Annotated in this window: 17 protein-coding genes and 4 pseudogenes; 11 read left to right on the forward strand and 10 right to left on the reverse strand. The window is 71.3% G+C overall.

Translation table 11 applies throughout. The annotated features are described in order from the left end of the window. The first annotated feature begins 181 nt into the window (after window positions 1-181). The 5 genes and pseudogenes from GTY56_RS22225 to GTY56_RS40720 all read left to right on the forward strand — a co-directional run bounded on the left by GTY56_RS22225 (window position 182) and on the right by GTY56_RS40720 (window position 6,909). Window positions 182-1,282: an NAD(P)/FAD-dependent oxidoreductase gene (locus GTY56_RS22225; RefSeq protein ID WP_161367095.1), complete on the forward strand. Its 1,101-nt coding sequence runs from the start codon at window positions 182-184 to the stop codon at window positions 1,280-1,282. A 367-nt stretch (window positions 1,283-1,649) separates the two neighbouring features. Continuing rightward, entirely contained in the window at window positions 1,650-2,825 is a 1,176-nt protein-coding gene (locus GTY56_RS22230; protein ID WP_161367096.1) for a glutathione-independent formaldehyde dehydrogenase, read from the forward strand. A gap of 334 nt (window positions 2,826-3,159) precedes the next feature. Continuing rightward, window positions 3,160-5,335: pseudogene (locus GTY56_RS22235) on the forward strand (FUSC family protein). Between the two features lie 574 nt (window positions 5,336-5,909). Beyond that, window positions 5,910-6,455, forward strand: a pseudogene (locus GTY56_RS22240) (acetate kinase); the annotation flags it as partial. A 76-nt stretch (window positions 6,456-6,531) separates the two neighbouring features. Next, a complete protein-coding gene (locus GTY56_RS40720) occupies window positions 6,532-6,909 on the forward strand; it encodes a DUF6308 family protein (RefSeq protein ID WP_237524971.1) in 378 nt (125 codons plus the stop codon). A gap of 270 nt (window positions 6,910-7,179) precedes the next feature. Here the strand turns inward: GTY56_RS40720 and GTY56_RS22245 are convergent, their stop codons facing one another. Then, the gene (locus tag GTY56_RS22245; protein ID WP_161367097.1) at window positions 7,180-7,557 is read right to left on the reverse strand and encodes a hypothetical protein; all 378 of its coding nucleotides are present in this window, start codon (window positions 7,555-7,557) and stop codon (window positions 7,180-7,182) included. A 625-nt stretch (window positions 7,558-8,182) separates the two neighbouring features. On the opposite strand from GTY56_RS22245, the gene GTY56_RS22250 reads away from it, so the two are divergent. Continuing rightward, the gene (locus GTY56_RS22250) at window positions 8,183-8,899 is read left to right on the forward strand and encodes a CBS domain-containing protein (protein ID WP_202510576.1); all 717 of its coding nucleotides are present in this window, start codon (window positions 8,183-8,185) and stop codon (window positions 8,897-8,899) included. A gap of 107 nt (window positions 8,900-9,006) precedes the next feature. Beyond that, window positions 9,007-9,420 carry an Hsp20/alpha crystallin family protein gene (locus GTY56_RS22255; RefSeq protein ID WP_161367098.1) on the forward strand — a complete coding sequence of 138 codons (414 nt, stop codon included), beginning with the start codon at window positions 9,007-9,009 and terminating at the stop codon, window positions 9,418-9,420. An 88-nt stretch (window positions 9,421-9,508) separates the two neighbouring features. Here GTY56_RS22255 and GTY56_RS22260 read toward each other — a convergent pair. From GTY56_RS22260 to GTY56_RS22270, 3 genes and pseudogenes are all read right to left on the reverse strand, one after another. Next, a pseudogene (locus tag GTY56_RS22260) lies at window positions 9,509-10,165 on the reverse strand (AIR synthase related protein). Next, window positions 10,162-10,620, reverse strand: a complete 459-nt coding sequence (locus GTY56_RS22265; protein WP_524540126.1) for a HypD family hydrogenase formation protein — start codon at window positions 10,618-10,620, stop codon at window positions 10,162-10,164. The pseudogene GTY56_RS22260 and the gene GTY56_RS22265 overlap by 4 nt, the downstream one beginning before the upstream one ends. A gap of 84 nt (window positions 10,621-10,704) precedes the next feature. After that, on the reverse strand, window positions 10,705-11,370 hold the full coding sequence (locus tag GTY56_RS22270; RefSeq protein ID WP_161367108.1) for a CBS domain-containing protein: 666 nt from the start codon (window positions 11,368-11,370) through the stop codon (window positions 10,705-10,707). 814 nt (window positions 11,371-12,184) lie between these two features. On the opposite strand from GTY56_RS22270, the gene GTY56_RS22275 reads away from it, so the two are divergent. Next, window positions 12,185-13,057, forward strand: a complete 873-nt coding sequence (locus GTY56_RS22275; protein ID WP_161367099.1) for a universal stress protein — start codon at window positions 12,185-12,187, stop codon at window positions 13,055-13,057. 245 nt (window positions 13,058-13,302) lie between these two features. Then, window positions 13,303-13,860 (forward strand): annotated as a pseudogene (locus GTY56_RS22280) (glycoside hydrolase family 65 protein); the annotation flags it as partial. On the opposite strand, the gene GTY56_RS22285 reads toward GTY56_RS22280, so the two are convergent. Then, window positions 13,794-14,051 (reverse strand): dsRBD fold-containing protein, encoded by a 258-nt coding sequence (locus GTY56_RS22285; protein WP_524540127.1) that lies wholly within the window; start codon window positions 14,049-14,051, stop codon window positions 13,794-13,796. The pseudogene GTY56_RS22280 and the gene GTY56_RS22285 sit on opposite strands and share 67 nt — an antisense overlap. Before the next feature lie 339 nt (window positions 14,052-14,390). On the opposite strand from GTY56_RS22285, the gene GTY56_RS22290 reads away from it, so the two are divergent. After that, window positions 14,391-15,296: a universal stress protein gene (locus tag GTY56_RS22290; protein ID WP_161367100.1), complete on the forward strand. Its 906-nt coding sequence runs from the start codon at window positions 14,391-14,393 to the stop codon at window positions 15,294-15,296. Window positions 15,297-15,674: 378 nt separating this feature from the next. Here the strand turns inward: GTY56_RS22290 and GTY56_RS22295 are convergent, their stop codons facing one another. From GTY56_RS22295 to GTY56_RS22315, 5 genes are all read right to left on the reverse strand, one after another. Further along, window positions 15,675-16,556: a universal stress protein gene (locus GTY56_RS22295; RefSeq protein ID WP_346345538.1), complete on the reverse strand. Its 882-nt coding sequence runs from the start codon at window positions 16,554-16,556 to the stop codon at window positions 15,675-15,677. 309 nt (window positions 16,557-16,865) lie between these two features. Continuing rightward, window positions 16,866-17,858, reverse strand: coding sequence for an Acg family FMN-binding oxidoreductase (locus GTY56_RS22300; RefSeq protein WP_161367101.1), 993 nt, complete (start codon window positions 17,856-17,858; stop codon window positions 16,866-16,868). An 85-nt stretch (window positions 17,859-17,943) separates the two neighbouring features. Continuing rightward, a complete protein-coding gene (gene pflA / locus GTY56_RS22305) occupies window positions 17,944-18,708 on the reverse strand; it encodes a pyruvate formate-lyase-activating protein (RefSeq protein WP_161367102.1) in 765 nt (254 codons plus the stop codon). Beyond that, the gene (gene pflB / locus GTY56_RS22310) at window positions 18,705-20,963 is read right to left on the reverse strand and encodes a formate C-acetyltransferase (RefSeq protein ID WP_161367103.1); all 2,259 of its coding nucleotides are present in this window, start codon (window positions 20,961-20,963) and stop codon (window positions 18,705-18,707) included. Before pflB ends, pflA begins: the two co-directional genes overlap by 4 nt. A gap of 229 nt (window positions 20,964-21,192) precedes the next feature. Further along, window positions 21,193-22,125, reverse strand: coding sequence for a universal stress protein (locus tag GTY56_RS22315; RefSeq protein ID WP_161367104.1), 933 nt, complete (start codon window positions 22,123-22,125; stop codon window positions 21,193-21,195). Between the two features lie 255 nt (window positions 22,126-22,380). Between GTY56_RS22315 and ppdK the strand changes: the two genes are divergently transcribed. Continuing rightward, on the forward strand, window positions 22,381-24,303 hold a 1,923-nt coding region (gene ppdK, locus GTY56_RS22320), incomplete at its 3' end, for a pyruvate, phosphate dikinase (protein WP_161367105.1).

The raw sequence follows: 24,303 nt of genomic DNA on the forward strand, positions 1-24,303 counted from the left end.
GGTGGCCGCTTGACATATTTCAGACTGGTGTGACGCTGGAGAAGAAGCGGTTCCGCCGCCGTTTCGCGTAGAGCCTGGCAGTGCCGCTCATCGGGTCCAGTCATCCACCAGTTCGCGGCGACAGGTGACCTAACCCCTGCTCCGTAGGGGAAATCCCCGGGACGCGAAGTGAGGCGATCGAATGGACCGGGTTCCCGAGGTGGCCGTGGTAGGAGCCGGCATCGTCGGACTCTGCACCGCCTATGCACTGGCCGAACGCGGAACGACGGCGCGGGTCTACGAAAGCGGCGTTCCAGGCAAGGGGCAATCCGGTGGCGAGTCCCGCATATTCCGTCACGCGCACGACGACGCCCGCCTGGTTGATTTCACCCGGCAGGGCCGCGCCGTCTGGGACGAGTGGGCCGACCGGTTGGGCGCCGAACTGATCTCCCGGGATGGAGTGGTCGCCCTGGGCGGTTCCGTTCCTGGGAGACTGCGCATTCTGCAGGATGCCGGCGGCATATCGGTCCGGACCGTGGACAGCGCCGAACTTCAGGCCAGCATGCCGCTGCTCGCGGACTACCGCGGTCCCGCGATGCTTGATGAGGACGGCGGTGCCATCCGCACCCGTGTCGCGGTCGAGTGCCTGGCCGATGCACTGGGTGACTCTGTGGTCATCGACGAGGTCCTCTCGCTGCATCCCACGGGCCGCGGCACGGTGGAGGTGCTCAGCGCCGTCGGCCGCGAAGAGTACGCAAGCGTCGTGGTCTGCGCGGGCTTGGGCACCGCGCGGCTGGCACGCAACGTGGGGCTTTCGCTCCCCATACGGTCGGCAGCTCACGTCCGCCTCACCTTCCAGGTCAGGGGAGCGCCCCCGGAACGGGTCGCCTGTCTGCAGGACAGCAGCGGCGACTTCGGGGAGGTTGGCGTCTACGCAGCCCCCTACCCGGGCAACAGCCGATATGCGGTGGGCCTCAGCCAAACGGTCGAGGTGCGGGAGGACGGCAGCGTCGTGGCCCCCGAAGCACTGGCGGCACTCAGCGACCGCGCCCGCGCGTACGTCTCCCGCGCATTGCCCCGCCTCGACCCCGCGCCCGTCGAGCACCTGCACTGCTGGGTGACAAGCCTGCCGTGGAGCGAAGACGGCATAGCGGTCTGGGAAGCCGAGAGAATCTTTTTCGCAGCCGGGCACAACCTCTTCAAACAGGCACCTCGACTGGGACGGGCATTGGCCAGCGCGGCCATGGCCGAAAAACTCGAGGAGAACCTGCGTCCGGCGGCAGCACTCGGCCAGCCCCGCTGAACGCCCCAACACCATGTCACTGGACGCCCTGCAGTACGCCCCCGGCCGCGTCGCCGGAATCCGGTCGGGGATACGGCGGTGGTCGGTGGTCGTCCGGATGGGGAAGATTATCCTGATCGGTGAACGCGTGCTCGTTTCGCGTCGAGGCCGACGGGGACCCGGGCGGCACGCCGCCGGGGAGCCAGTACTCGGCATCGCAAGCCGCCGACGGCGCCGTTGCACCTGATCCGGGTGAACGACCCGCAGAGGCATGCTGGAGCCGCGGACCGCGTCCCAACCCCGCGTTCAACGCCCGAGAGTGAGGCCTTTCGCGCCGTCTCCATCACCGCAGTGGTGCGGTCATGCCGCGACACCAAGGGAAGTCATCATGAAAGCAGCGGTATATGAAGGACCGCGAACGGTCACGGTGAAGGACGTGCCGGACGCGAAGATCGAGCACCCTTGCGACATCATCGTCAAGATCACCACTACCAATATCTGCGGTTCGGACCTGCACATGTACGAGGGCCGCACCTCGTTCGAGTCCGGCCGCACGCTGGGACACGAGAACATGGGCCAGGTCGTGGAGGTCGGCTCGGCCGTGCGCAAGGTCCAGGTCGGCGAGTACGTGGTCCTGCCCTTCAACATCGCCTGCGGCTTCTGCAAGCAGTGCGAGCGGGGTCTGACCAACTACTGCCTGACCATGCAGCCAGAACCGGACCTCGCCGGAGCCGCCTACGGATTCGCCGACATGGGCCCCTACCAGGGCGGCCAGGCGGAGCTGTTGCGTGTGCCCTACGGGGACTTCAACGCGCTGCGCCTGGGTGAGGACGCCGCCGAGCGGCAGACCGATTATGTGATGCTCGCCGACATCTTCCCCACCGGCTATCACGCCACCGAGATGGCCGACGTCAAACCGGGTGACCAGACGATCGTCTTCGGGGCCGGTCCCGTCGGGCTGATGGCGGCCTACTCCGCCGTGCTCAAGGGCGCGGGCCGCGTCTGGGTGGCCGACCACCAGCCCGACCGGCTGCGCAAGGCGGAGGAAATCGGGGCCATCGCGATCAACACCGCCGAGCAGAACCCGGCGGAGGTCGTCAAAGAGGCCACCCTCGGTCTGGGCGCCGACAACGGCTGCGAGTGCGTCGGCTACCAGGCGCACGACCCCGAGGGACACGAGGACGCCAGCCTCACGCTCAACGGCCTGATCGACTCGGTCAGGTTCACCGGCGACATCGGCGTGGTGGGTGTGTTCCTGCCCCAGGACCCCGGCGGCGAAGAAGCCCAGGGGGAGATGGAGGCCCAGGGCAAGGTGCCGATCGACTTCGGCATGATGTGGTTCAAGGGCCAGCACATGGGCACCGGGCAGGCGCCGGTGAAGAGGTACAACCGGGCTCTGCGGGATCTGATCGCCGGTGAGAAGGCGAAGCCGAGCTTCGTCGTCTCCCACGAGCTCAGCCTGGACGAGGCCCCCACCGCCTACGAGCACTTCGACGCCCGTGACGAGGGCTGGACCAAGGTGGTCCTGCATCCCAACGGACACGGCAACGGCCACAAGCGATAGGAACCCAGGGACCGCCGCCCGTCTGCCTCCCCGGACCAGTCCGGGTGACGGGTGGCAGTCACCCTGAATCCGGCAGGGGCTGAACCAGCGGCGATCACCGGAGTTCGGCCCGGTAGGACGGACCGCGGCCCCCGCATGCTCGCCGAGCCGGAGGCGAAGACGCCGCCGGACATACGGTGCGAGGCAGACCCTGGGACCGGTGAGGTCGCATGCTGATGTGTCGCGAATGCACCGAAGCTCAGCTCTTGGGCCCAGCGGGAGGCCTCCTCGCCCGGTGGCCGCACCCAGGCCCGGCCGCCGCGACCCGGCAGCGCGTTCCGACCGGGCTCACACCGTGAAGTGGCTGCGGACCTTCGTGGAGGTCGCGCGCTCCGGGCTCACCATCGAGGAGACGCGGCTGGAGCCCCTGCTCGCGCTGCGCACGGCTGCTGGGGTGGCGCTCGTCATCGGGCCGGCGCTGTGGCTGGTCTCCCCTGCGTACGCCGCGTCCGCTGCCCTCGGTGCCTATTCTGCGGGTGCGGCCACCTTCCAGCGCAGCTGGCGTCCGCGCAAGGTGATCGCGCTCGGCGCGGGCGTGGGTCTGGCCCTCAGCACCTTCGTGGGCTACCTGGCGGCGGGGCGACTCGTGACGTTCCTCCCGCTGCTGGCCGTATGGGCCTTTGCCGCGGGGATGGCGTGGGCCCTCGGATCGACCGCTGGGATCGTCGCAGCGACGACGGTCGGCAGCATGCTGGTGACCATCACCCCTGCCCACGAGCGTCGGGCGAGCTCTGGAACACGCCGGGGTCATCGCGCTCGGAGGCGTGGTGCAGGCCGTGCTGATCCTGCTGTTCCCGATCCGCCGCTGGGGGGCGCATCGTGACGCGCTGGCCGACGCTCTGGCCGCCGTGGCGGACTACGCCCGCCGACTGCGGCACGACCCGACCGCGCCGTTCGACCCGGAGCCGCTGATGACGGCCCGGGACGCGGCCACCGTGACGCCATCACAGGCGCGCACCCGGCCCCCCGTCCTCCACGGCCCCCGGGGCCTCGCCGAGCGCATTCTGCCGGTCGTCGCCGCGCTCGCCGATCCGGACGTCGGCGCCCCGGTGGAGGGACCCGGGCGGGACCGAGCACGGGAGTTGCTCGGCGCGGCCGCCGACGTCCTGGACACGGCCGCCCGTTCGATCCGCCGCGGCACTCCCGCCGAGGTACCGCCCCGGAGCGCGGACGTCCTGCGCGTCGACGAGGAGGGCGAGGTGTTGGCGGGGCCCGCCCGGCAGGCCGCCGAACGGCTCGTGGAACTGCTCGCCGAGGCGTTGGAGATCGCCGGGAGCAGAGGGGCGCGGGACAAGGCGCCTACGCCGCCCGGCCCCGCGAGCGCCCAGTTCTTGGTGCGCCCGACCATGTTCAGGCTGCTCCCGGTCGTACTCCGGGCGGTCCGCCGTGAGCTCCGCCGGGACTCGCCCGTGTTCCGGCACGCCGTCCGCCTGGCGGCGGTGGCCACGCTCGGTTACCTGATCGCTTCGCGGCTGCCCCTGGAACACGGCTACTGGGCGCCCATCGCCTCGGTGATGGTGATGCGGCCGGACTTCCACCAGACGTACGCGCGTGCCGTGGGCCGTTTCGCCGGGACCCTGGCGGGGGTCGCGCTCGCCACCGGGATGGTGCGGGTCCTGGGCCCGGACGCCCAGGTGTTCGGCGCGCTGGCGGTGGTCTCGGCAGCCCTGTCGTACACGCTGTTCCGTACCGGCTACGCCTACTCCCAGTGCTTCACCGCCGCGTACGTTGTCTTCCTGCTCGGCATGGGAGGACAGGCATGGGAGCAGACGGTCCCGGAGCGGGTGGTGCTCACTCTGCTCGGCGGGGCCCTGGCCATGCTGGCGTACGTGGTGTTCCCCGCATGGGAGACCCCTCGGCTGCCGGGTCGGCTGGCGGACTGGCTCGCCGCCGACGGCCGCTACGCGGCCGCAGTGCTCCGCGGCTACGCCGAACCGACCCGGGAGCATCGCGCCGACATGCGCAGGGCCCTGCTGGCGAGCAGGGAGGCACGTGCCACCTGGCAGGACGCTTACGACCAGGCGAGGCAGGAACCGGTCCGCCCCAGGGGGCTGACGTCGCGCGAGGCGGAGGATGCGCAGGAGGCGCTCAAGGGGTTCGACCGGGCGGCGATGCTCATGGAGAGCCACGTCCCGCGGGTCGACAGCCGTTTCGTCCCCGAGGTGGAGCGGTTCGCCGAGGCCTTGGAGGCGGACACCGCGCAGGCGTCAGACGACGTGCGTGCGCACAGGAATCTGGACTGGGGGCGAGTGGAGAAGGCGCTCCACGCGTGGGAGGGCGCCAGAGGAGACCTGAGCCCGGTGCTGCGGCGCGGTGCGGAACTGCAGAAGAGGGCCTTGGACAACCTCGCGACAGCTGTAAGCCGCACACCCCTGGAACGGGACGTCGGCTCTGCTCGCGAGGAGCAACGGGTGCGGGCTGCCAGGGCTGCGGAAGGTGACGGATCAGCACCCGTGCAAGGGGGTGGCTGAGGACTCCGGCTACGGGGAGCGCGGCGTCTCCTGGGGCGGGAAGTAGTCTCCCGGCGGCTTCGAGCGCCGCGACCGGCTCCACGCGGTACGGCACCTGGATCGGCCTGATGACGTCAGGGACGACCCCGACGGTGAGGAGCCCCGCGAACAGTACGAAGAGTGCCGCGACGACAAGGCCCCCGTAGGCGCGGCGTGCTGTCGAACGGGTGGACGAGCGGATCCCTCCCTGTGCTGGCAGCCTGGGGGGAAGCGGCGAGGCGCGACATCATCGAGGCCTATCAGGCGCAGGACAAGGGTTATGAGGCAGCCCGACTCGAGCACGAACGGCAGGAACCTACGGCCCGTCCTGGCGCCGACCCGGAGTCTGCCCTCCGAGACGGACCGGGGAACTCGTCTCCAGCCAGCGGGAGGAACCGCGCCGCTCCATCGCAGGGGCACCAGCTGTCAGAGACGGACACCGACGGCGCCCCTGGCGGCGAGGGAAGGAACAGGTCGAAGTCACACGTGGCCGAAACGGTCACACTCCGTGGCGGGCGCACGGTGCCCGAGGACGCAGGTGCCCTGGAGGTGTGCGATGAGTGCTGACCGCTCCCACGACAGTCGTGATGGGCACGTACTGGTCCTCGACGCCGGCTCTTCGAGCCTTCACACAGCTCTGTTCGCAGCGGACGGTGAACGGGTGGCGGATCGAGAAGCCTCTCAGCCCCCGGGGCCCGCTGCGGCGGCGGAACTGCGGAACTTCCTCAGCGAGGTGCCCGCTCCTGCGGCGGTTGGTCACCGCATCGTCCACAGCGGTCCGCACCTGACTGGACATACGCTGATCGACGCACGCGTACGGACTCTGCTGGCGGACGTCGCCGATCTCGCGCCGCTGCACGTGACCCCTGCCCTGCACATGGTCGATGCCGCACGAGAACTCCTGCCCGACCTTCCTCATGTCGCCTGCTTCGACACCGTCTTTCACAAGGATCTTCCGACACAGGCGCGCACGTACGCCGTGCCGAAGCGGTGGCGAGCCGAATACGGGCTGCGCCGGTACGGCTTCCACGGGCTTTCCTACTCGTGGGCACTGCGGAGGACGGCGCAGGCCCTGGGCCGACCCGTCGACAACCTCCAGGCCGTGCTCGTGCACGCGCCCCGTCTACGATCAGGTCGTTCGCTGCATTCTCGGTCGGCCGCGGTCGTTCTGGCTCGACCTGCATGGCGCGCTGAGTGCCGACAATCATGCGCTGCACCGCGAACTGTTGGCCCTACGGCAGTCCGCCGACCTCACCGCGACCGTCAGTGCGTTGCGGGTGTGCGACGTGGTGCTCTGGATGCATCACCGTACGGACCACCAACAGAGAAGCTGCATCGGGACCTGTAGTCCGTCGGCCACACACAAAGGAGCCCTCTGCCCGGAGAGCGGATGCCCCCGCGTTCCCGGCGAGACACCCTGTGACCTGCGGTGTACCAAAGTGCCAACCATCTCTCTGATTCCGTACCTGCTGGTGCTGAGGCCAATTGGCATCAGTGCAGGTCACGAAGGTTGTCGAGTGCCAACTACCGATCCTGGTCACAGTAGGACCCCGTAGGGGCCCGCGACGGTGGTGGCCTCGATCTGGAGCCATGCCTGATGGAAGGCCATGCGTGCCGGCAGGCTGCCGACCTCGTCGGTGAGTTGCTGTCAAACGGGGGAGGAGGACTCGGGGCGGCGACGCGGGAGCCGGTGGAGGCGGCCGGCCGAAGAAACGTCTCACACCGCTGCGCCAGCATGGCCAGGATCCCGGGGACGGACGGTCGGCAGTGGGGCCGGCTCGTGTCAGTGGCGACCGAGATAACCGGCCCCGCTGCCGGGTTGGCGCTCAAGCACGCCTGAGCGTTCCTGTAGGCGCGACGTGGCGGATCTCATGCGTCATTGCCGCAGCCCAGAAAGCCACCAGAGCCGCCATCATCGGCACCAGGAGCGCCCACGAGGTCTCGGCGATCAGCGCAGCGATCCCGAACCCGAGGGCGAGCACACCGAGCGCCCGGGTGAACCACCCGAGCCGGCCGGTGTCCGCCGCGCCGCGTCCCAAGACGAGGAACATGAGGAGGCACGCCACGATGCCGATGCCCGCCATACCGCGCGGATCTTCCACGAAGGGCATGGACCCGCGGACCGAGTAACCGATGAACGGCACCACGACGGCCGCAACGAGCAGCGTTGCCAGAATTTCTCTGACGGTCTGCTTGCGCATCATCAGACTCACCTTCTTCCAACTCCAGATCACCTCATGGGCGTGGCTGGTCAGTAGGGCCCATGGCCCTCAAGGTCGCGGCAAAGGTCCCTCCGGGGAGCTTCACTGGTCGTCCCACTCTCAACTCAGGAGCCGGGGGCCGGACCGCCCTATGGGGCGGAAGGCCTGGATCGGTCATCGGATGGCCCAGCAGCTCTTTGACGCCCGGTGTGACTCTTGACCGGCCTCCGCCCGGATCTTCGGGTCCTCTCGCAGCTCGTGCAGCAAGTCGTCGGTCAGGCGCTGCGGTGCCCGTTCGTCCGGCCGCAGAGGCGCGTCGTCATCTGCGCCGAGGGCAGTCACGTCCAGGAACCCGCTTGTCGCGAGGCACCTCGGCAGGAAGGGAACTTCGGGTAGCGCGGCTGCTCAGGCACCATCCGGGCGTCGGCTGGCGCAGGCGTGCGGCGACAGTGGCCAGAGCCCACACGAGCCTGCCGGGCGGGCGAGACGTAGGGCCGACCGGCCTGGGGCAGCCACCCACGCCGACGCATAGGGCCCTCCTGGCCGGGCCGTTCGGCCCATGACCGCGGAGGGCGCATGGGCGAGCCTGGAGTTGTCTCGAGACCTTGCACCCAGGTGGGAGGACGTCATGCACGGCTCGGTGTACACCGTGAGCGATGTGATGACCCGCACCGTCGTCGCTCTGGCCGCCAGCGCGGCCTTCAAGGAGATCGTGCGGACCATGGAGGGGCGGCGTATCAGCGCCCTGCCCGTCATCGACACCGGGAACCACGTGATCGGCGTCGTTTCGGAGGCCGATCTGCTGCGCAAGGAGGAGTTCCGGGACAGCGCCCGCGAGCGGGGGCCACGGGCCCGGCCTCCGGCGGGCCTGGACAAGGCCGGAGCCGTCACCGCGGCCGACCTGATGACCTCCCCGGCCGTCACCGTCCAGCCCGGGGCCACCCTCGGCCAGGCCGCCCGTGTGATGGCCCGGTGCAAGGTCAAGCGGCTGCCAGTCGTCGACGACGACGGCGTGCTGCGCGGCATCGTCAGCCGTGCGGACCTGCTCCGGGTGTTCCTCAGGCCGGACACGGCCATCGCGGACGAGGTCCGGCGCGAGGTCCTCGCCGGCCGGCTGCCGGACGGGATCGATGCCATCGGCGTCGATGTGGAAGAAGGCGTCGTCACGCTCACCGGACGCGTCCGGGACACCTCCGTCGTACCACTGGCCGTACGCCTGGTGCGATCCGTCGAGGGTGTGGTCGACGTCCGCAGCGAACTCATCGGGCCCCCACACCGCCCCGCCCTCGAACCGGACCTCGTGCAGGAGGATGCCCGACGGTCCGCGCCTCAGCCTCGTACGTGAGCGGTCGGAGAGAAGGCGGGGCCGGCCAGCCCCTGCGCCCAGGGCCCTTCGGCCCTCGTCACGCTGACCCGCGGGCGGGAGCCTGGAGTTGCAGGAAGGAGGGCGACATGAGCAGCATGCTGGAGCGACTGCCGGGCTGGCCCGACCTGTTCGGCTGGGTGGAGAAAGGGCTCCCCGGGGTGCACGTCGCGCCCGGGCTGCACGGCATCCGCATCGAGGAACACCTCGGTGACGGCACGTATGTCGTACGGGCCGAACTGCCGGGGGTCGACCCCGACAAGGACGTCGAGATCACCGTCGACGACGGGCTGCTGACGCTGCGCGCCGAGCGCACCGAGCAGAGCACGGAGAAGCACCGCACCGAGTTCCGCTACGGCACCTTCGCACGCGTCCTCCGTCTTCCCGCTGGAGCGAAGGGCGACGAGGCGACCGCCGAGTACAAGAACGGTGTACTGACCATCAAGGTCCCGGTCCCGGAGGCGAAGACGGGAACCAGGGCCATTCCGGTGCGGCACGTCTGAAGAGGGGCAGACGTCCGCACCACACCGTGTGCGCGGCCGGTGGACACCGACCGCGCACACGTCTGTGCTCGCACCGGGCGACAAGTGCTCAGCAGATGCGCGGCAGTTGCTCGCCCAGCGGCATCTCCACCACACGCCGGGCACCGACGAGGGTGCGCAGAGTGACCCGGACCGCCGGGCGCGACGCGGCCGCCTCGCCGATGCGCACCGCCTGCCGGCCCTCGGACAGTGACCGCAGCGCGGCGAGCGCATCGTCCGCCGCGGCCGGCACGACGAAGGCCACCGGACAACCCTCGTCGGCGGCGTCCGGGGTATCGAGGCCGAGCAGATCGCAGGCGGCCGCGGCGGCCCTTGGTACCGGGACGGCACTCGTCCATGTCGACCGCGACGGCCCCTGGTACCGGGAGGGCACTCGTCCATGTCGACCGCGACGTGCTGCCACGGTCCACCACCTTGGTGTCGCCGGTGACGACGGGCACGCCGACTTGACGAGCCGCCTTGCCCATCGAAGCCATGACTCTCCGCAGTTCCCCCAGCGGCAGATCTTCTTCGATGATCAGGGCCACCGAGAGGGCGTTCGGCCGCGCCCCCCGCATCGCGAGATCGTTGACCGTGCCGTGCACGGCGAGGGACCGGATGTCGCCCCGGGAAAGACGAGGAGTTCGGCGGTCAGCCGCCCTCCCGCACCGTGACCGAGCAGAACCACTTCGTCCGCGTGATGAGAAGCGGGGCAGGCGAGGGTCATGACGGAAGCACTTCCGCCGTGCGGTCGGCGGCGTGGAAGGCGGCGCAGGTTCCCTCGGCGGAGACCATCGATACGCCGAGCGGGTGGCGAGGTGTGCAACGGGTGCTGTAGGCAGGGCAGTCGGTGGGCAGCCGGGCACCGGTGAGCACGGCACCGGCGATGCACTCCGGGTCCGCTACGGTGCGCAGGCCACCTACGTCGAACCGTCGCGCGGCGTCGAAGCGCGCGCAATCCTCGGCGAGTTCCAGGCCGCTGCCGGGCAGCTCTCCGATGCCCCATCGGGGTCGTCCAGCACGACGCAGGGACGGGCGGCGATGGCCATCGCGGTCCAGGGTCTCCAGCGGGGTGACGCACGCGGGGCAGCCGGGACCGTGGATCATGCGGATGCCGGCGGGCAGCGGTTCGTCGATGCCCTGGCGGACCGGGATGTGCGTCTGTCCGCCGCAGACCTCCATGATCCGCAGGGTGCTGTCGCGGTACGGCGCAACTCGTCGAGGAGCCGCCGGGCGGGCGCCGGGGCCGTTATTCGTCGAGGTACTTCATCCGGGGCCCCTCACACCCATCCCGCCGGACAGGGCCACGTCGACGTCGACGACGCCCTCGACGGAACGCACCAGGCGGGCGACGATCGGCACCAGCGACGTGTCCCCGACCCTCCCGGTGAGCGTGACGACGCCGTCGGCGACATTCACCAGGACCGGCTCGGGGGTGGTGGGGAAGAGGGGTGCGAGGATCTCCTGGCGGATCTCCTCGGCGATCTCGCCGTCGGTCCGCAGGAAGACCTTGAGCAGGTCGGCCCGGCTGACCACGCCCTCCAGGAGCCCCTCGTCGTTGACGACGGGCAGCCGCTTGACCTTGCGCTGGGCCATGATGCGGGCCGCCTGGGCGAGTGTGGCGTCGGGATGGACCGTGACAGCCGGGGTGCTCATCACGTCCGCGGCAGTCATCCCCCCGGCTTTGGCCAGGTCGGACAGACGGCGCAGCTGGGTGCTCCGGTCGGGGTCGCTGTCGCGGAACTCCTCCTTGAGCAGCAGATCCGCCTCGGACACGACGCCGATCACCCTGCCCTCGCCCGCGAGCACGGGGAGGGCACTGACCTTCCACTCCTGCATGAGCTTGACGATGTCCTTGAAGGGGGCGTCACGTCCCACGGCCACGACGGTGTGGGTCATGACGTCGCTGACGATGTGCGGACTGATGCGCATGGTGTCCTCCTTCTCGCGTTGCGGATGCAGGAACGTCTTCCACGACTGCGGGCCCGCCGTATGAGCGAACACGGCACCGTCGGCACGCGACACGAGGCGGTATCGGCCGGCCTCGGCCTCCGAGCCCCACCCGAAGGGAAGATCATCGGCGGAGCCGATCTCGGCCAGGACGATCACACCGTCCCGGACCGTGGGGCCGATGACCGTACGTCCCCGCGCGGCCAGGATCTGCACCAGGGCACTCAGCCCGTCCTTGTCCAGGACGCCGGCTGCCGGGTCGTTCTTCATGGTGGCCCTCCGCGTCCCCACTCGGTCCCCTGATGACAGCCTGTTCCACCACAGGGGCGCGGCACCACGGGCCGCCCGGGCACCCTCGTGGGGCCCTTCGGCCCCATCGTGGGGCGTGCGCCCGGCGCGGGCGCGGGCCCGCGCACGAAAGACGGGAAGGACATCCGCTTCTCGCGGATCCCGATTGCGCGGTGCGCGGTCCGAGGCCGCTTCCCCGCGTCTGGTGTCGTCCTTCCCGCCCCTTCAAGGACACCACCCGGACCGCGTGGCCGGTAGGGCCGGTCGGCCTCGACCGACCCGGTCACCCGGCCCGACAGCCGGGTTCAGTAGGGCGTCGGACGCTCCGACGGCGTGCGCAGGCCGGAAGGATCCGGCGGGCGGGGGCGCTTTGTTTCCTGACGGTCAGGTGGGCCGATCGGCCCCGGCCAGGGCCGTACCGCCCCTGCAGACGAAGGCGCCGGAGTGCGACCGTGGAAGTAGTACCCCTGCTGCACGAGTGGCAGCCCGAAGGATTGGCGGTGGAATCATGGAACTGCCCCTGGTCGTTGGCATCGACGGGTCCGACGGCAGCATCCTGGCCGTCGACTGGGCGGTGGATGAGGCCGCGCGCCACGGTCTGCCCTTGCGTATGGTCTATGGCTCTCTGTGGGAGCGATACGAGGGTGCGCTGCCGTCGCTGAGTCTGCGCCGGCCGTCGGAGCGGGTGATGGCGCAGCACATCGTGGCGTCCGCAGAGGAACGCGTCCGGCGGCTCAACCCTGATGTGAAGGTGTCGGTCGAGGCGGTGGCCGCCGAAGCGGTGTCGGTCCTCCTGAGGGAGGGGGAGAACGCCTCTGCCCTGGTGACCGGCTCGCGAGGCCGCGGAGAGCTCAAGGGAGCCCTTCTGGGCTCCGTGGGCCTCGCCGTAGCAGCCCGCGCGTACTGCCCGGTCATCGTGGTCCGGGGTGACAAGGCCGGCCTGGCCGGGACTCACCAGCGGATCCTGCTGGGTGCGGGAGACCCCGACACGAGCCACGAGGCCGTCCGGTTCGCCTTCCGGGAAGCCGAGGCGCGGGGATGCGTGCTCGACGTCGTCCGGGCCTGGCGTCGCCCCGCGCACGCGAACGCCGACCGGTCGGCTCCCGCCGAGGAGACCGCGGAGCCCGAGGCGCAGGCCGCCGAGCTGGTCGATGCGCTGGTCGCCGCGGAGACGGACGATCATCCGGCCGTGCGGGTGAACCGGGTGACGGTCGAGGGCCCGGCGCGCAGGGTGCTCGTGAACCGCTCGGAGGCCGCTGACCTGGTGGTGGTCGGCGCGCGGCGCCGGTCAGGTCACTTCGGTCTCCAGCTCGGCCGGGTGAGCCACACCCTGCTGCACCACGCGGCCTGCCCGGTGGCCGTCGTCCCGCAGCGCGTCTGATGCGGCGGAGGCTCGGGACGTCTGTGAACGAGCGCCCCGGCGTTCCGTGACACGCCTTGTCCGTGTCGCGGAACGCCGGGGCGCCGCGCGGCCGGGCCACGCTGGTCCAGCAGGAACCACATCCGGAGCACGCGACCTCCCAGCCGCGAAGGGGTAGCCGAATGACGGCCTGGACCTGGGAGTACGAGGGGTACGACCCCGCGGACGAGCAGCTGAGGGAGTCGCTGTGCACGCTGGGCAACGGCTACTTCGAGGCGTACCCGGGTGCCGAGCGGCCCGGCCTGGACGACAACGCCATCACGAACGTGACGGCCGCCTGGGTGCTCGCCCGGACCCTGGAGGTGCTCCGTGACCTGCCCGCACCCCGCCGGCGTGAACTCGTGGAACGTGTCGAACTGGACGACGGCGAGCTGGAGCGGTGGGAGGAGGTCTCCCGCATGCTCCACGTGCCGTTCCACGACGGTGTGATCAGTCAGTTCGAGGGGTACGGCGAGCTGCTCGAACTCGACTGGGAGGGCTACCGGGCGCGCTACGACGACATCCGGCGGCTCGACCGGATCCTGGAGGCGGAGGGCGACAGCGTGAACCGCTGCAAGGCCTCCAAACAGGCGGACGTCCTGATGCACGGCTACCTCTTCTCGCCCGACGAACTCCAGGGCCTCTTCCGGCGCTGGGGCCACCGCCTCGACGGGGAGACCTGGGCACGGACCGTCGACTAGTACCTGGCCCGCACCAGTCACGGCTCCACCCTCAGCGGGCTGGTCCACGGCTGGATCCTCGCGCGTGCCCGGCGCAGCGAGGCCCGATACGCGCGGCGGTCCTTCCTTCGCCCGTCAGCCTGCACGGGTCCCGTCAGCATGACGATGTCGTCGGCCGCCACGTCGTGCGGCCGCGTCGCCAGGTCCTCCAAGGCCCGGCTGGCGGCGAGCTCGTCACCGATCTCCGGTACGGGCCGGCCGATCGGGTTGCGCCGGGCCGAACCCCGGCCCGTCACGGTCGAGGTGTCCTGAGGTCGTCAGCACGGCGCGCGCGTGCGTGGCGTCGCCGTCCTCAGCGGCCCGGCGGCCTGACCCTGCCATCTGCGTGTCAGTTCAGGTCTCCGAGGCCGTGTGCGGCCCACAGGTCACCACGCCCGGCCGGGTGGCCCTGGGAACCGTGTCCGTCGTGCTCCTGGTGGAGCCCGGTGCTCCTGGTGGAGCCCGCCCTGCGCGGAGTACGACCGGCCCTTCGGCGATGGGGCCGAACGGTCCCAGGCCGGGACCTCGGACCCCTGCACCGAGACCGTTCTTCGGCGCGAACCTGAAGACGGATACCGATTCAGGAGGTGGACAGCATGGTGCGCTACATCATGGTGGGCCTCGACGGCTCGTCCGAGAGCCGGGCGGCCGCGGAGTGGGCGGCTCGTGAGGCCAAGATGCGTGGGCTGTCCATGCGGCTGGTACACGTCTGGGAGCCCGTCCCGGAACCGGTGGCGCAGGCACCGCTGCTCGGTACGGAGACCCTGAAGCACTGGAGCGAGCGGATCCCCCACGGGGCAGCCGAGGGGCTGCGAGCGCGTCACCCAACGGTCGACGTCGCAGCGGTGCAGCTGACCGGTGTGCCGGCCGATGTGCTGGTGGACGTGGCCAGGGACGCCGAACTGGTGGTCCTGGGCTCCAGGGGGCTGAGTGGGATCGGAGGGTTCCTGGTCGGCTCCGTGGGCCAGGCCGTCATCGCGCGGACCGAGGTACCCGTCGTTCTGGTGCGGTCCGGCGAGCAGGCGGCGGACGAGCACGCCATGGACCCGGCCGGCATACCGTCCGCGGCGACGCGGTTCCGCCCGGTGCTGCTCGGCCTCGATACCCGCAACCCCGCCGACGCGGTCATCGCGTTCGCCTTCGAGGAGGCGGCCCGCCGCGAGACCTCCCTGCGCGTCCTGCACGCCTGGACTCCGCCGCCCCACAACATCTACGGCCTGTCCGACCACGTGAACGTGCGCGACGAACTGGCCCGGGAGAATGCGGCCGAGCTCACCGAGGCACTGCGCCCATGGCGGGACAAGTACCCGGCCGTCGAGGTGATCGAGGCCTCCCGCGCCGGAAACGCGGCGGACCAGATGGTGAGCTCCGCTCGATATGCGTCACTGGTCGTCCTGGGCCGGCGGATACGGCGCAGCCGGTTCGGCGTGCACATCGGACCCGTCGCCCATGCAGTGCTGCACCACGCCGTCGCTCCGGTCGCGGTGGTGGCACACGGCTGACATGGCTTGAGTGACGCTGCGCGCCATCGGCAGGGGGCGGCCCGTGAGGCCGCCCCCTCACACGTGTGCGGCGTCATCGGGGGTGCAGGTCTGCGCCTCCCGCCGGAGCGCAGCGCCTCGGCGGTCGCTCCCGCCTCGGTGCGCATGCCGGTGGCGGTGACGATCATCTCGGTCTGCGAGCCGGCTCGGCCAGTTCGTTGGTCCCCACGTGGCTGCCGCTGCTCGGCGTCCGCTGTGGGCAGGCCCGCTGCGGGCCCACGCCCAGGAGGTCCGCCACCACGCGGCATCCCGCCGGCAGGCGTGCGCCATCGGCTCCTGGCGGCTTCCCGCTCGGCGGGGCGTCAGGCGCGGCGGTGATGTGGGCCTGCTGAGGCCTGGTCACTCCTCGCCGCGGACAACGGTGACGGGGCAATGGGCGTGGTGGAGCAGAGCCTGACTGACGGAGCCGAGGAGCAGCCCGGTGAAGCCGCCGCGACCTCGGGCGCCCGTCACGACCAGTTGGGCGTCGTGGCTGGCGTCGATCAGGGCCGGACGAACCCGGGAGCGCACCAGGCGCCGCTCCACCGCGACCTGCGGATATACCTCCTGCCAGCGGGCGACCGCATCGTCCAGCAGGTGCTGCTCGGCTTCGCGCAGCCGCTCGGCATCCGCCACCACGGCCGTCAGCGGATCCCCGGGGCCCTCGTACGCCCGTTCGCTCCAGGTGTTCCACACGTGCAGCGCCACCAGCGGCGCCTCCCGCCGTGCGGCCTCGGCGAACGCGAAACCGACCGCCCCTTCCCCCGCTTTGGAGCCGTCCACTGCCAGCAGCACGGGACCGGCGGGGTCCCGGCGCCCGCGCACCACCATCAGCGGGCAGTGGCCGTGGGCGGCCAGGTGCACAGCGGTGGAGCCCAGCAGCAGCCCGGTGAAGCCGCTCAGGCCCCGGCTGCCGACCACGGCCAGCGCGGCGGTGCGCGACTCGATCTCCAGCACCACGAGAGCCTCACCGGCCACGACGGACCGGGTCACCTCGATGCCCGGCGCGACGGCGTGCGCCCGTTGCTCCGCCCGGGCCAGTGCGCCCTCCACCATCGGCTCCAGACTGTGTCCGGCCGGGTTCCACGGTGGGGCACCCGACGGCAGATGCGTGGAGGGGTGGCCGAAAGCGTGCACGACACGCAGCGGCGCCCCGCGCAGCCGCGCCTCACGGGCGGCGACATCGACCGCGTCAAGACCAAAGGCAGAGCCGTCCACCCCTACGATCACCGGATCAATCACTGGTCTCTCCCGTCCATGATGCCGCCGACGTGCGGCCGTTCGGCTCCAGCCTCGGCGCAGTCCTCCCCCCGGAACAGGGGCCATCGGGCCGTCCGAGGGGCCACTCGGCCCTGCCGACGCCGTCCCGAAGGCCAGGAGACCGGCCGCCGGACCGTATGCACCGACGGCCGTGCTGGTGCTGGGCGCCTGCTGGGCCGCCCGGGAACGGCTCGACAGGCACCGCTGAGCACAAGGGGGCCGGGGCGCCGACGGCGGCCTCGACCCAGGCCGCGCACACCGTGCGCCCGTCGTGCGGCCCCCCGCGCCTGGCTACGTGATGTCGAGGACATCCCGCACAGGCCGGCGCGGGGTGGCCGGGCCCCGCGGCCCGTAGCCGAGTCGCATCACCATCTGCACCTGGCCGATGTCCGAGGCCGGGTCACGGGCCAGCAGACGCAGTTCGCGATCCTCCAGCGCGTGCGAGGTGAGGGAGGCGGCGATGTCGGCCAGGGTGGCCTCTAGCAGGACGCGTTCGAGGGCCTGACCCGCGCGTAGCCAGTCGGCGGGCCCGTCGGCGCGGGTGCTCAGCAGGGCCAGATGCGGGGTGTGCTCGAAGGCGGTGGTGCCGCGGTCGGCCACTGGCCGGCGTCCGGAGAAATCCCGCACGGGGGCTTTGCCGTCGCGCCTCCGTGGCCCGAAGGCGTACTCGGGGACGCCGTCGACGGCTGTGTCCGCCTCCGCTCCGAGCCGGGTCCAGCGGACGAGGTCTTCGTCGGCGCCCGGGCTCATGGTGTCGCGGCTTTCGGCGTCGCGGACCAGATCGAGCACGGTCTCGGCGTGCCAGGGGCCGGGGAAGACCAGCGTCGCCCCCTCCCGAGCCGCCGCTTCCTGCAAGGTGACCCGCAGATCCTCGGGGATGTCCTTCTCGGCGAAGGGGTGGCGGCTGGTGTGCCGCTGCCGGATCGCCGGGTGCAGCCGAGCCAGCTCCTCGTCCCGCACGCCCCCGACCGCGCCGGGCAGACATACGGAGGCAAGGAGCAGCGGGTCGTCCGGCTCGGGCAGCAGCGTCGTCTCCGGAGCGAGATCTGCGTGCGCCGCGGCGACACGCAGATTGAGCAGCGCTGCCCCGCATCCGATGTGCAGCGCACGGTTGTCGGGGTCGGACCGGGGCATGGCCCGGTCGGGGTCGGCCCGCAAGTGCAGGACCTGCTCGCCGCTCAGGTAGCGAAAGCGCCACGGCTGCGCGTTGTGCATGGACGGCGCCGCGGTGGCCTCGGCCACCAGCATGGTCGCTGTCTTCTCGTCGAGTGGTTGCTCAGCCATGGCATCCTCCTCGCCGCCCCGGTCGGAGACGGTCACAGCGCGGGTACCCCGGCGAGCCGATCGGTGTACCGGGGGATCAGTGTCATCAGTAAGCCGCCAGACCGTGCTCGAGGAACTGACCCCGCACCCGGTCCACCAGTGCGGCGTCCGGAACCGGGGTGTCCCGCAGGGGGAAGGGGATGCCCAGTGCCTCGTACTTGCCCGCGCCCAGCTTGTGGAACGGCAGGACGTCGACCCGTTCGACATTGCCGAGGCCCGACAGGAAGCGGGCGAGTCCCTCCACGGCGCCTGGGTCGTCGGTCCAGCCGGGGACCAGGACGTACCGGATCCACGTCGGCACCCCGAGCCGGTCCAGACGGGTGGCGAAGTTCAGCGTGGGCCCGAGGTCGCCGCCGGTCAGCTTCCGGTAGGTGCCGACGTCGAAGGACTTGATGTCCAGCAGGACGAGGTCGGTGTCGGTCAGGAGTTCGTCGGTGGCACGGGCGCCGAGGAAGCCGGAGGTGTCCAGGGCGGTGTGCAGTCCGGCCTCCTTGCAGCGGCGCAGCACCGCCGCCGTGAAGGCGGGCTGGAGCAGCGGCTCGCCGCCGGTGATCGTCACGCCGCCTCCGGCCGTGGTGACGAAGGGGCGGAACTTCTCGATCTCGGCCATCACCTCGTCGACCGTGGCCTCCCGGCCGTCCCGCAGGTGCCAGGTGTCGGGGTTGGCGCAGTACAGGCAGCGCAACGGACAACCGTTGACGAACAGGACGAACCGGGTCCCGGGACCGTCCACGCCGGTGGACAGGTCCCAGGAGTGGATCCGGCCGGTCGTCCGGCCGAGTCCCGTCGTACGGTCGGTCGCGGTGTTCACAGCGCTCCGTGGAAGGTACGGCTGATCACGTCGAGCTGCTGCTCGCGGGTCAGACGGACGAAGTTGACGGCGTATCCGGAGACCCGGATGGTCAGCTCGGGGTAGTCCTCCGGGTGTTCCATGGCGTCCTCCAGGACGGCCCGGTCCAGGACGTTGACGTTCATGTGGAAGCCTCCGGAGGCCATGTAGGCGTCGAGGATGCCGACCAGATGCGCGGCGCGCTCGCCCGGGTGGTGGCCCAGCCCCCCGGGAGTGATCGTCGTGGTCAGCGAGATGCCGTCGCGGGCCTGCTCGTACGGGAGCTTGGCCACCGACAGCGCGGAGGCGGCGACCCCGTGCCGGTCACGGCCGTTCATCGGGTTGGCGCCGGGCGCGAAGGGCTGTCCGGCGCGACGGCCGTCGGGAGTGTTGCCGGTGTGCTTGCCGTAGACGACGTTGGACGTGATGGTCAGCACCGACTGGGTGTGCTCGGCGTTCCGGTAGGTGGGGTGCTTGCGCACCTTCGCCATGAACGACTCCACCAGGGCGACGGCGAGGGAGTCCGCCCGGTCGTCGTTGTTGCCGTACGCCGGGAACTCGCCCTCGGTCCGGAAGTCCACCGCCAGACCGTTCGCGTCGCGGAACACCTTCACGCGGGCGTACTTCACGGCCGACAGGCTGTCGGCGGCGACGGAGAGGCCGGCGATGCCGCAGGCCATGAAGCGGTGCACCGGATGGTCGTGCAGGGCCATCTCGATGCGCTCGTAGGCGTACTTGTCGTGCATGTAGTGGATGACGTTGAGCGCGTTGACGTACGTCTCCGCCAGCCAGTCCAGCGTCCGGTCGTAGGCCGCCGACAGTTCGTCGTAGTCGAGGTACTCGCCGGTCAGCGGGGGCGTGGCGGGGGCGACCTGTTCGCCGGTCATCTCGTCCCGGCCGCCGTTGACGGCGTACAGGAGCGCCTTGGCAATGTTGATCCGTGCTCCGAAGAACTGCATCTGCCTGCCGACCGCCATGGCGGAGACACAGCAGGCGATCGCGGTGTCGTCTCCGGTGCGCGGCCGCATCAGGTCGTCGGACTCGTACTGCACGGCGCTGGTGTCGATGGACACCTGCGCGCAGAACTCCTTGAAGCCGGCCGGCAACAGGGGCGACCACAGCACGGTCAGGTTCGGCTCCGGGGCCGGGCCGAGGTTGTACAGGGTCTGCAGGAAGCGGAAGGAGGTGCGGGTGACCAGGGGGCGGCCGTCCGCGCCGATACCGCCGATGGACTCCGTCACCCAGGTCGGATCGCCGGAGAACAGGGCGTCGTACTCGGGGGTGCGCAGGAACCGTACGATCCGCAGCTTGATCACGAAGTCGTCGACGAGTTCCTGGGCGCGCGTCTCGTCGATGGTGCCCTCGTCGAGGTCGCGCTGGAGGTAGACGTCCAGGAACGTGGAGGTGCGGCCCAGCGACATCGCGGCGCCGTTCTGTTCCTTCACGGCGGCCAGGTAGCCGAGGTAGAGCCACTGGACGGCCTCGTGCGCGGTGGTGGCCGGGCGGGAGACGTCGCAGCCGTAGGAAGCGGCCATCTCCGTCAGCTCGCCCAGCGCGCGGATCTGCTCGGCCAGTTCCTCACGGTCCCGGATGACGTCCGGGCTGGACGGCCGCGCGTCCAGCAAGGCGCGTTCGGCCCGCTTGGCCGCGATGAGCCGGTCGGTGCCGTAGAGGGCCACGCGCCGGTAGTCGCCGATGATCCGGCCGCGGCCGTAGGCGTCCGGCAGGCCGGTGATGATCCCCGCCCTGCGGGCGGCCCGCATCTCGGGGGTGTAGGCGTCGAACACGCCGTCGTTGTGGGTCCTGCGGTAGGTGCCGAAGACCCTGGACACGAACGGGTCGGCCTCGTAGCCGTAGGCCCGCAGTCCGTTCTCCACCATGCGCAGGCCGCCGTTCGGCATGATGGCGCGCTTGAGCGGAGCGTCGGTCTGCAGGCCCACGATCAATTCGCGGTCCCGGTCGATCCAGCCGGGAGCGTGCGAGGTGATCGTGGAGGGGGTCGCGGTGTCGACGTCGTAGATGCCGCGGCGCCTCTCCTCGGGGAAGAGCGCGCTGACCTTCTCCCAGACGACGCGCGTGCGGTCCGTGGGCCCGGCCAGGAAGGCCGCGTCGCCTTCGTAAGGCGTGTAGTTCGCCTGGATGAAGTCGCGCACGTCGATGCGCTCACGCCACCTGGTCCCGGCGTACTGCCGCCAGGCGTCGGCGGTCCGGGGGCCGGCTGTCACGGTCGCGGTCATCACAGGTCCTCTCCCTGGACGGGCTTTCTCACTGTTCTGCTCGTTGTCGATGCTCGTCGTCCGCAACGGCCGGGGGCAGTGCCGGACAGGGCACCGCACGGGCCCCGTCCGGCCCGGGCCGGACGGGACGTTCGGCCCACCCACACGCACTGTGCGCGTCGACCAGGGCACGGACCCGCAGCGCCGATGAGGCCCCGGGGCCGTGCGAGCAGGTCGACCGCAGGTGAAGTCAGACGTGCGGGACCACGACGACGGGGCAGGCGGCGTGGTGCAGGACGGCGTGGGCCACCGGACCGGTGTGGGCACCGAGCCGGCCCCCGCTCGTGCGGCGCCCCACCACGAGCAATCCGGCGTCACGCGCGGCGTGCACCAGGACGGTGGCGGCCCGGCCGGCGGTCACCGTCTCGGTCACGGGGACGGTCGGATACTTCTCGCACCACGGGCGCAGTGCCGCCACCACCGCGTGCTCCCCGGCCGCGAGCGCTTCCGGCCCGGCCACCGGGACCGACGGGACGGCCGGCGGTGTGGCCAACGACGGATCGGAGGCGGGTCGCGGCGGCGTCCGCAACGCGTGGACGACACGCAGGGCGGTGCCGCGCCGCCGGGCGGCGTCGAAGGCGAACTCGATCAGTTCGTCACACGGGTGCTGGACGTCCAGACCCAGGACGACCGCGCGGTACGGCGTCTCGGGGATCTCCTCCGGTGCGACGCCGTCCGCGGCCGGCAGATGCTCGTCGGCTGCGCTCAGCCCCGCCCTCACCAGCACCACGGGCCGCGTCGACCGGGCCACCACGCGCTGGGACACGGATCCCATGACGAACGCGCTCACTCTGCCCATGCCGAGTGATCCGAGGACCAGCAGCTCGGCCTCCGTGGCGGCGGCGACCAGGGCGGCGACCGGCGCGTCACACACGAGCCGGTCGACGATCCGCAGCCCGGGGTGGGCCGCGCGGACGCTGCCGACGGCATCCCGGAGTGTCTGCTCGGCCCAGTCGTGCTCGGTGCGGTCCATGGGCACGTACGGGGCGGGACGGGGATGGCGGCGCCAGGCGTGCACGACAGCCAGCCCGGTGCCCCGGCGCGAGGCCTCGTGAGCCGCCCAGTGCGCGGCCGCCAGGCTCGCGGGTGATCCGTCGACTCCCACTACGACGTTGCAGAACATCGCGCGTCCCTCCCGGAGCCCGGGCCCTCCGGTTCTCCTGACGGCTTCGAGCCTCCTCGCGCCGGAAGCGACCGCCCAGGGCCGCACAGCCCTGTACCCGGGCCCCTTCGGCCCCATCGAGCGGCAGGCCCGCTTCCGGCGGCACGGGCCGGGGCCCATCGGCCCCTGGCCCGGGCCTGACGGCACCTCCCGCCGGCACGCTCGCCGTTCGACGCTGGAACTCGACAGGTCCCCACAGCTGAGGAGCACAGCGTCATGGCCCGTTACGTGTACGACTTCGCACAGGGCGGCCGTGACATGGCCGGCCTGCTCGGCGGCAAGGGATCCAACCTGGCCGAGATGACCCGGCTCGGACTGCCCGTCCCTCCCGGGTTCGTCATCACCACCGAGGCCTGCCGGGCCTTCCTCGCCACCGGCGGCGAGCCCGAGGGCATGTGGCAGGAGGTCTCCGAGCACCTGACGACCGTCGAGACAGCCGCGGGCCGGCTGCTGGCGCAGCCGGACGATCCGCTGCTGCTCTCCGTCCGTTCCGGGGCGCGTTTCTCCATGCCCGGCATGATGGAGACGATCCTCGACATCGGCCTGAACGACGACTCCGTGCTGGGCCTGGCCAAGGTGTCGGGCAGTGAACGCTTCGCCTGGGACTCCTACCGCCGACTGATCCAGATGTTCGGCAGTACGGTCATGGGCGTCGACCCAGCCCTGTTCGAGCGCGCCATCGCCCTGCTCAAGGACCTGCGCGGCGCCCCGGACGACGTGCACCTGGACGCCGCCGACCTCGCCCAGCTGGTCGAGACGTACAAGAACCTCATCCACCTGGAGACCGGCGAGCGCTTCCCGCAGTCTCCCGCCGAGCAGCTGCGCCGGGCGGTCCTGGCCGTCTTCCGGTCCTGGAACGGCGAACGGGCGCGTCTGTACCGGCGGCGCGAGCACATCCCCGACGACCTGGGCACCGCCGTCACCGTGCAGTGCATGGTCTTCGGCAACCTCGGCCCCGACTCGGGCAGCGGCGTCGCCTTCACCCGCGACCCGGCCACCGGACGCGCCGGCCTGTACGGCGACTACCTGCCCAACGCGCAGGGCGAGGACGTCGTCGCCGGCATCCGCAACACGGTGCCCCTGGCCGAGCTGGAACGCCTGCACCCGCACGCGTACGCCCAGCTGTGCGAGCACATGCGGACCCTGGAGCGGCACTACCGGGACCTGTGCGACATCGAGTTCACGATCGAGCGCGGCAGGTTGTGGATGCTGCAGACCCGGGTCGGCAAACGCACCGCCGAGGCCGCCTTCGCCATCGCCGCCGAACTGGCCGACGAGGGACTCATCACCCCGGACGAGAGCCTGGCCCGGGTGAGCGGCGAGGGACTGGCCCGGCTGATGTTCCCGCGCTTCGACGCCGCGGCGACCGGTGATCCGCTCGCCCTCGGCCTCCCGGCCTCACCCGGTGCAGCGGTCGGCGCGGCGGTCTTCGACTCCGCCGAAGCGGTACGGCGAGGCGCGGCCGGCGAGAACGTGGTCCTCGTCCGCCAGGAGACGACCCCCGACGACCTGCCCGGCATGATCGCCGCCCAGGCGGTGCTCACCAGCCGGGGCGGCAAGACCAGCCACGCCGCCGTGGTGGCGCGCGGCATGGGCAAGGTCTGCGTGTGCGGTGCCGAGGAGCTCTCCGTCGACATCGAGGCCCGGCGCTTCACCACCCCCGACGGCACCGTCGTGGAGGAAGGCACGGTGATCTCCGTGGACGGCTCCGCCGGCGCCGTGTACCCGGGGCCGGTGCCGCTGGTGGAGTCGGCGGTCATGCGGTTCCTGGAGTCGGGTGCCGGCGAAGGAGGATCGGCCAGGGCCGTCGACGCGGTGGCCCGTGCGCTGGCCCGGGCCGACACCGTGCGGCGGCTGGAGGTCCGGGCCAACGCCGACACCCCCGAGGACGCCGCCCGCGCGCGCCGGTTCGGTGCGCAGGGCATCGGGCTGTGCCGCACCGAGCACATGTTCCTCGGCGAGCGACGCAAGCTGGTCGAGGAGATGATCCTGGCCGGCACGGACGGCGCGCGCGACCGGGCCCTGGCGGCGCTCCTGCCGCTCCAGCGGGAGGACTTCAGCGGCATCCTGGAGGCGATGGACGGCCTGCCGGTCACCATCCGCCTGCTGGACCCGCCGCTGCACGAGTTCCTGCCCGAC

The organism is Streptomyces sp. SID5643, from assembly GCF_009872555.1.
Taxonomy (GTDB): domain Bacteria; phylum Actinomycetota; class Actinomycetes; order Streptomycetales; family Streptomycetaceae; genus Streptomyces; species Streptomyces iakyrus.

Excerpts from the sequence above, each read along its gene's own strand:
- GTY56_RS22225 (WP_161367095.1), top strand. The coding sequence starts at position 182 with ATGGACCGGGTTCCCGAGGTGGCCGTGGTAGGAGCCGGCATCGTCGGA.
- GTY56_RS22230 (WP_161367096.1), top strand. The coding sequence starts at position 1,650 with ATGAAAGCAGCGGTATATGAAGGACCGCGAACGGTCACGGTGAAGGAC.
- GTY56_RS22245 (WP_161367097.1), bottom strand. The coding sequence starts at position 7,557 with ATGATGCGCAAGCAGACCGTCAGAGAAATTCTGGCAACGCTGCTCGTT.
- GTY56_RS22250 (WP_202510576.1), top strand. The coding sequence starts at position 8,183 with ATGCACGGCTCGGTGTACACCGTGAGCGATGTGATGACCCGCACCGTC.
- GTY56_RS22255 (WP_161367098.1), top strand. The coding sequence starts at position 9,007 with ATGAGCAGCATGCTGGAGCGACTGCCGGGCTGGCCCGACCTGTTCGGC.
- GTY56_RS22265 (WP_524540126.1), bottom strand. The coding sequence starts at position 10,620 with ATGGAGGTCTGCGGCGGACAGACGCACATCCCGGTCCGCCAGGGCATC.
- GTY56_RS22270 (WP_161367108.1), bottom strand. The coding sequence starts at position 11,370 with ATGCGCATCAGTCCGCACATCGTCAGCGACGTCATGACCCACACCGTC.
- GTY56_RS22275 (WP_161367099.1), top strand. The coding sequence starts at position 12,185 with ATGGAACTGCCCCTGGTCGTTGGCATCGACGGGTCCGACGGCAGCATC.
- GTY56_RS22290 (WP_161367100.1), top strand. The coding sequence starts at position 14,391 with ATGGTGCGCTACATCATGGTGGGCCTCGACGGCTCGTCCGAGAGCCGG.
- GTY56_RS22300 (WP_161367101.1), bottom strand. The coding sequence starts at position 17,858 with ATGGCTGAGCAACCACTCGACGAGAAGACAGCGACCATGCTGGTGGCC.
- pflB (WP_161367103.1), bottom strand. The coding sequence starts at position 20,963 with ATGACCGCGACCGTGACAGCCGGCCCCCGGACCGCCGACGCCTGGCGG.
- GTY56_RS22315 (WP_161367104.1), bottom strand. The coding sequence starts at position 22,125 with ATGTTCTGCAACGTCGTAGTGGGAGTCGACGGATCACCCGCGAGCCTG.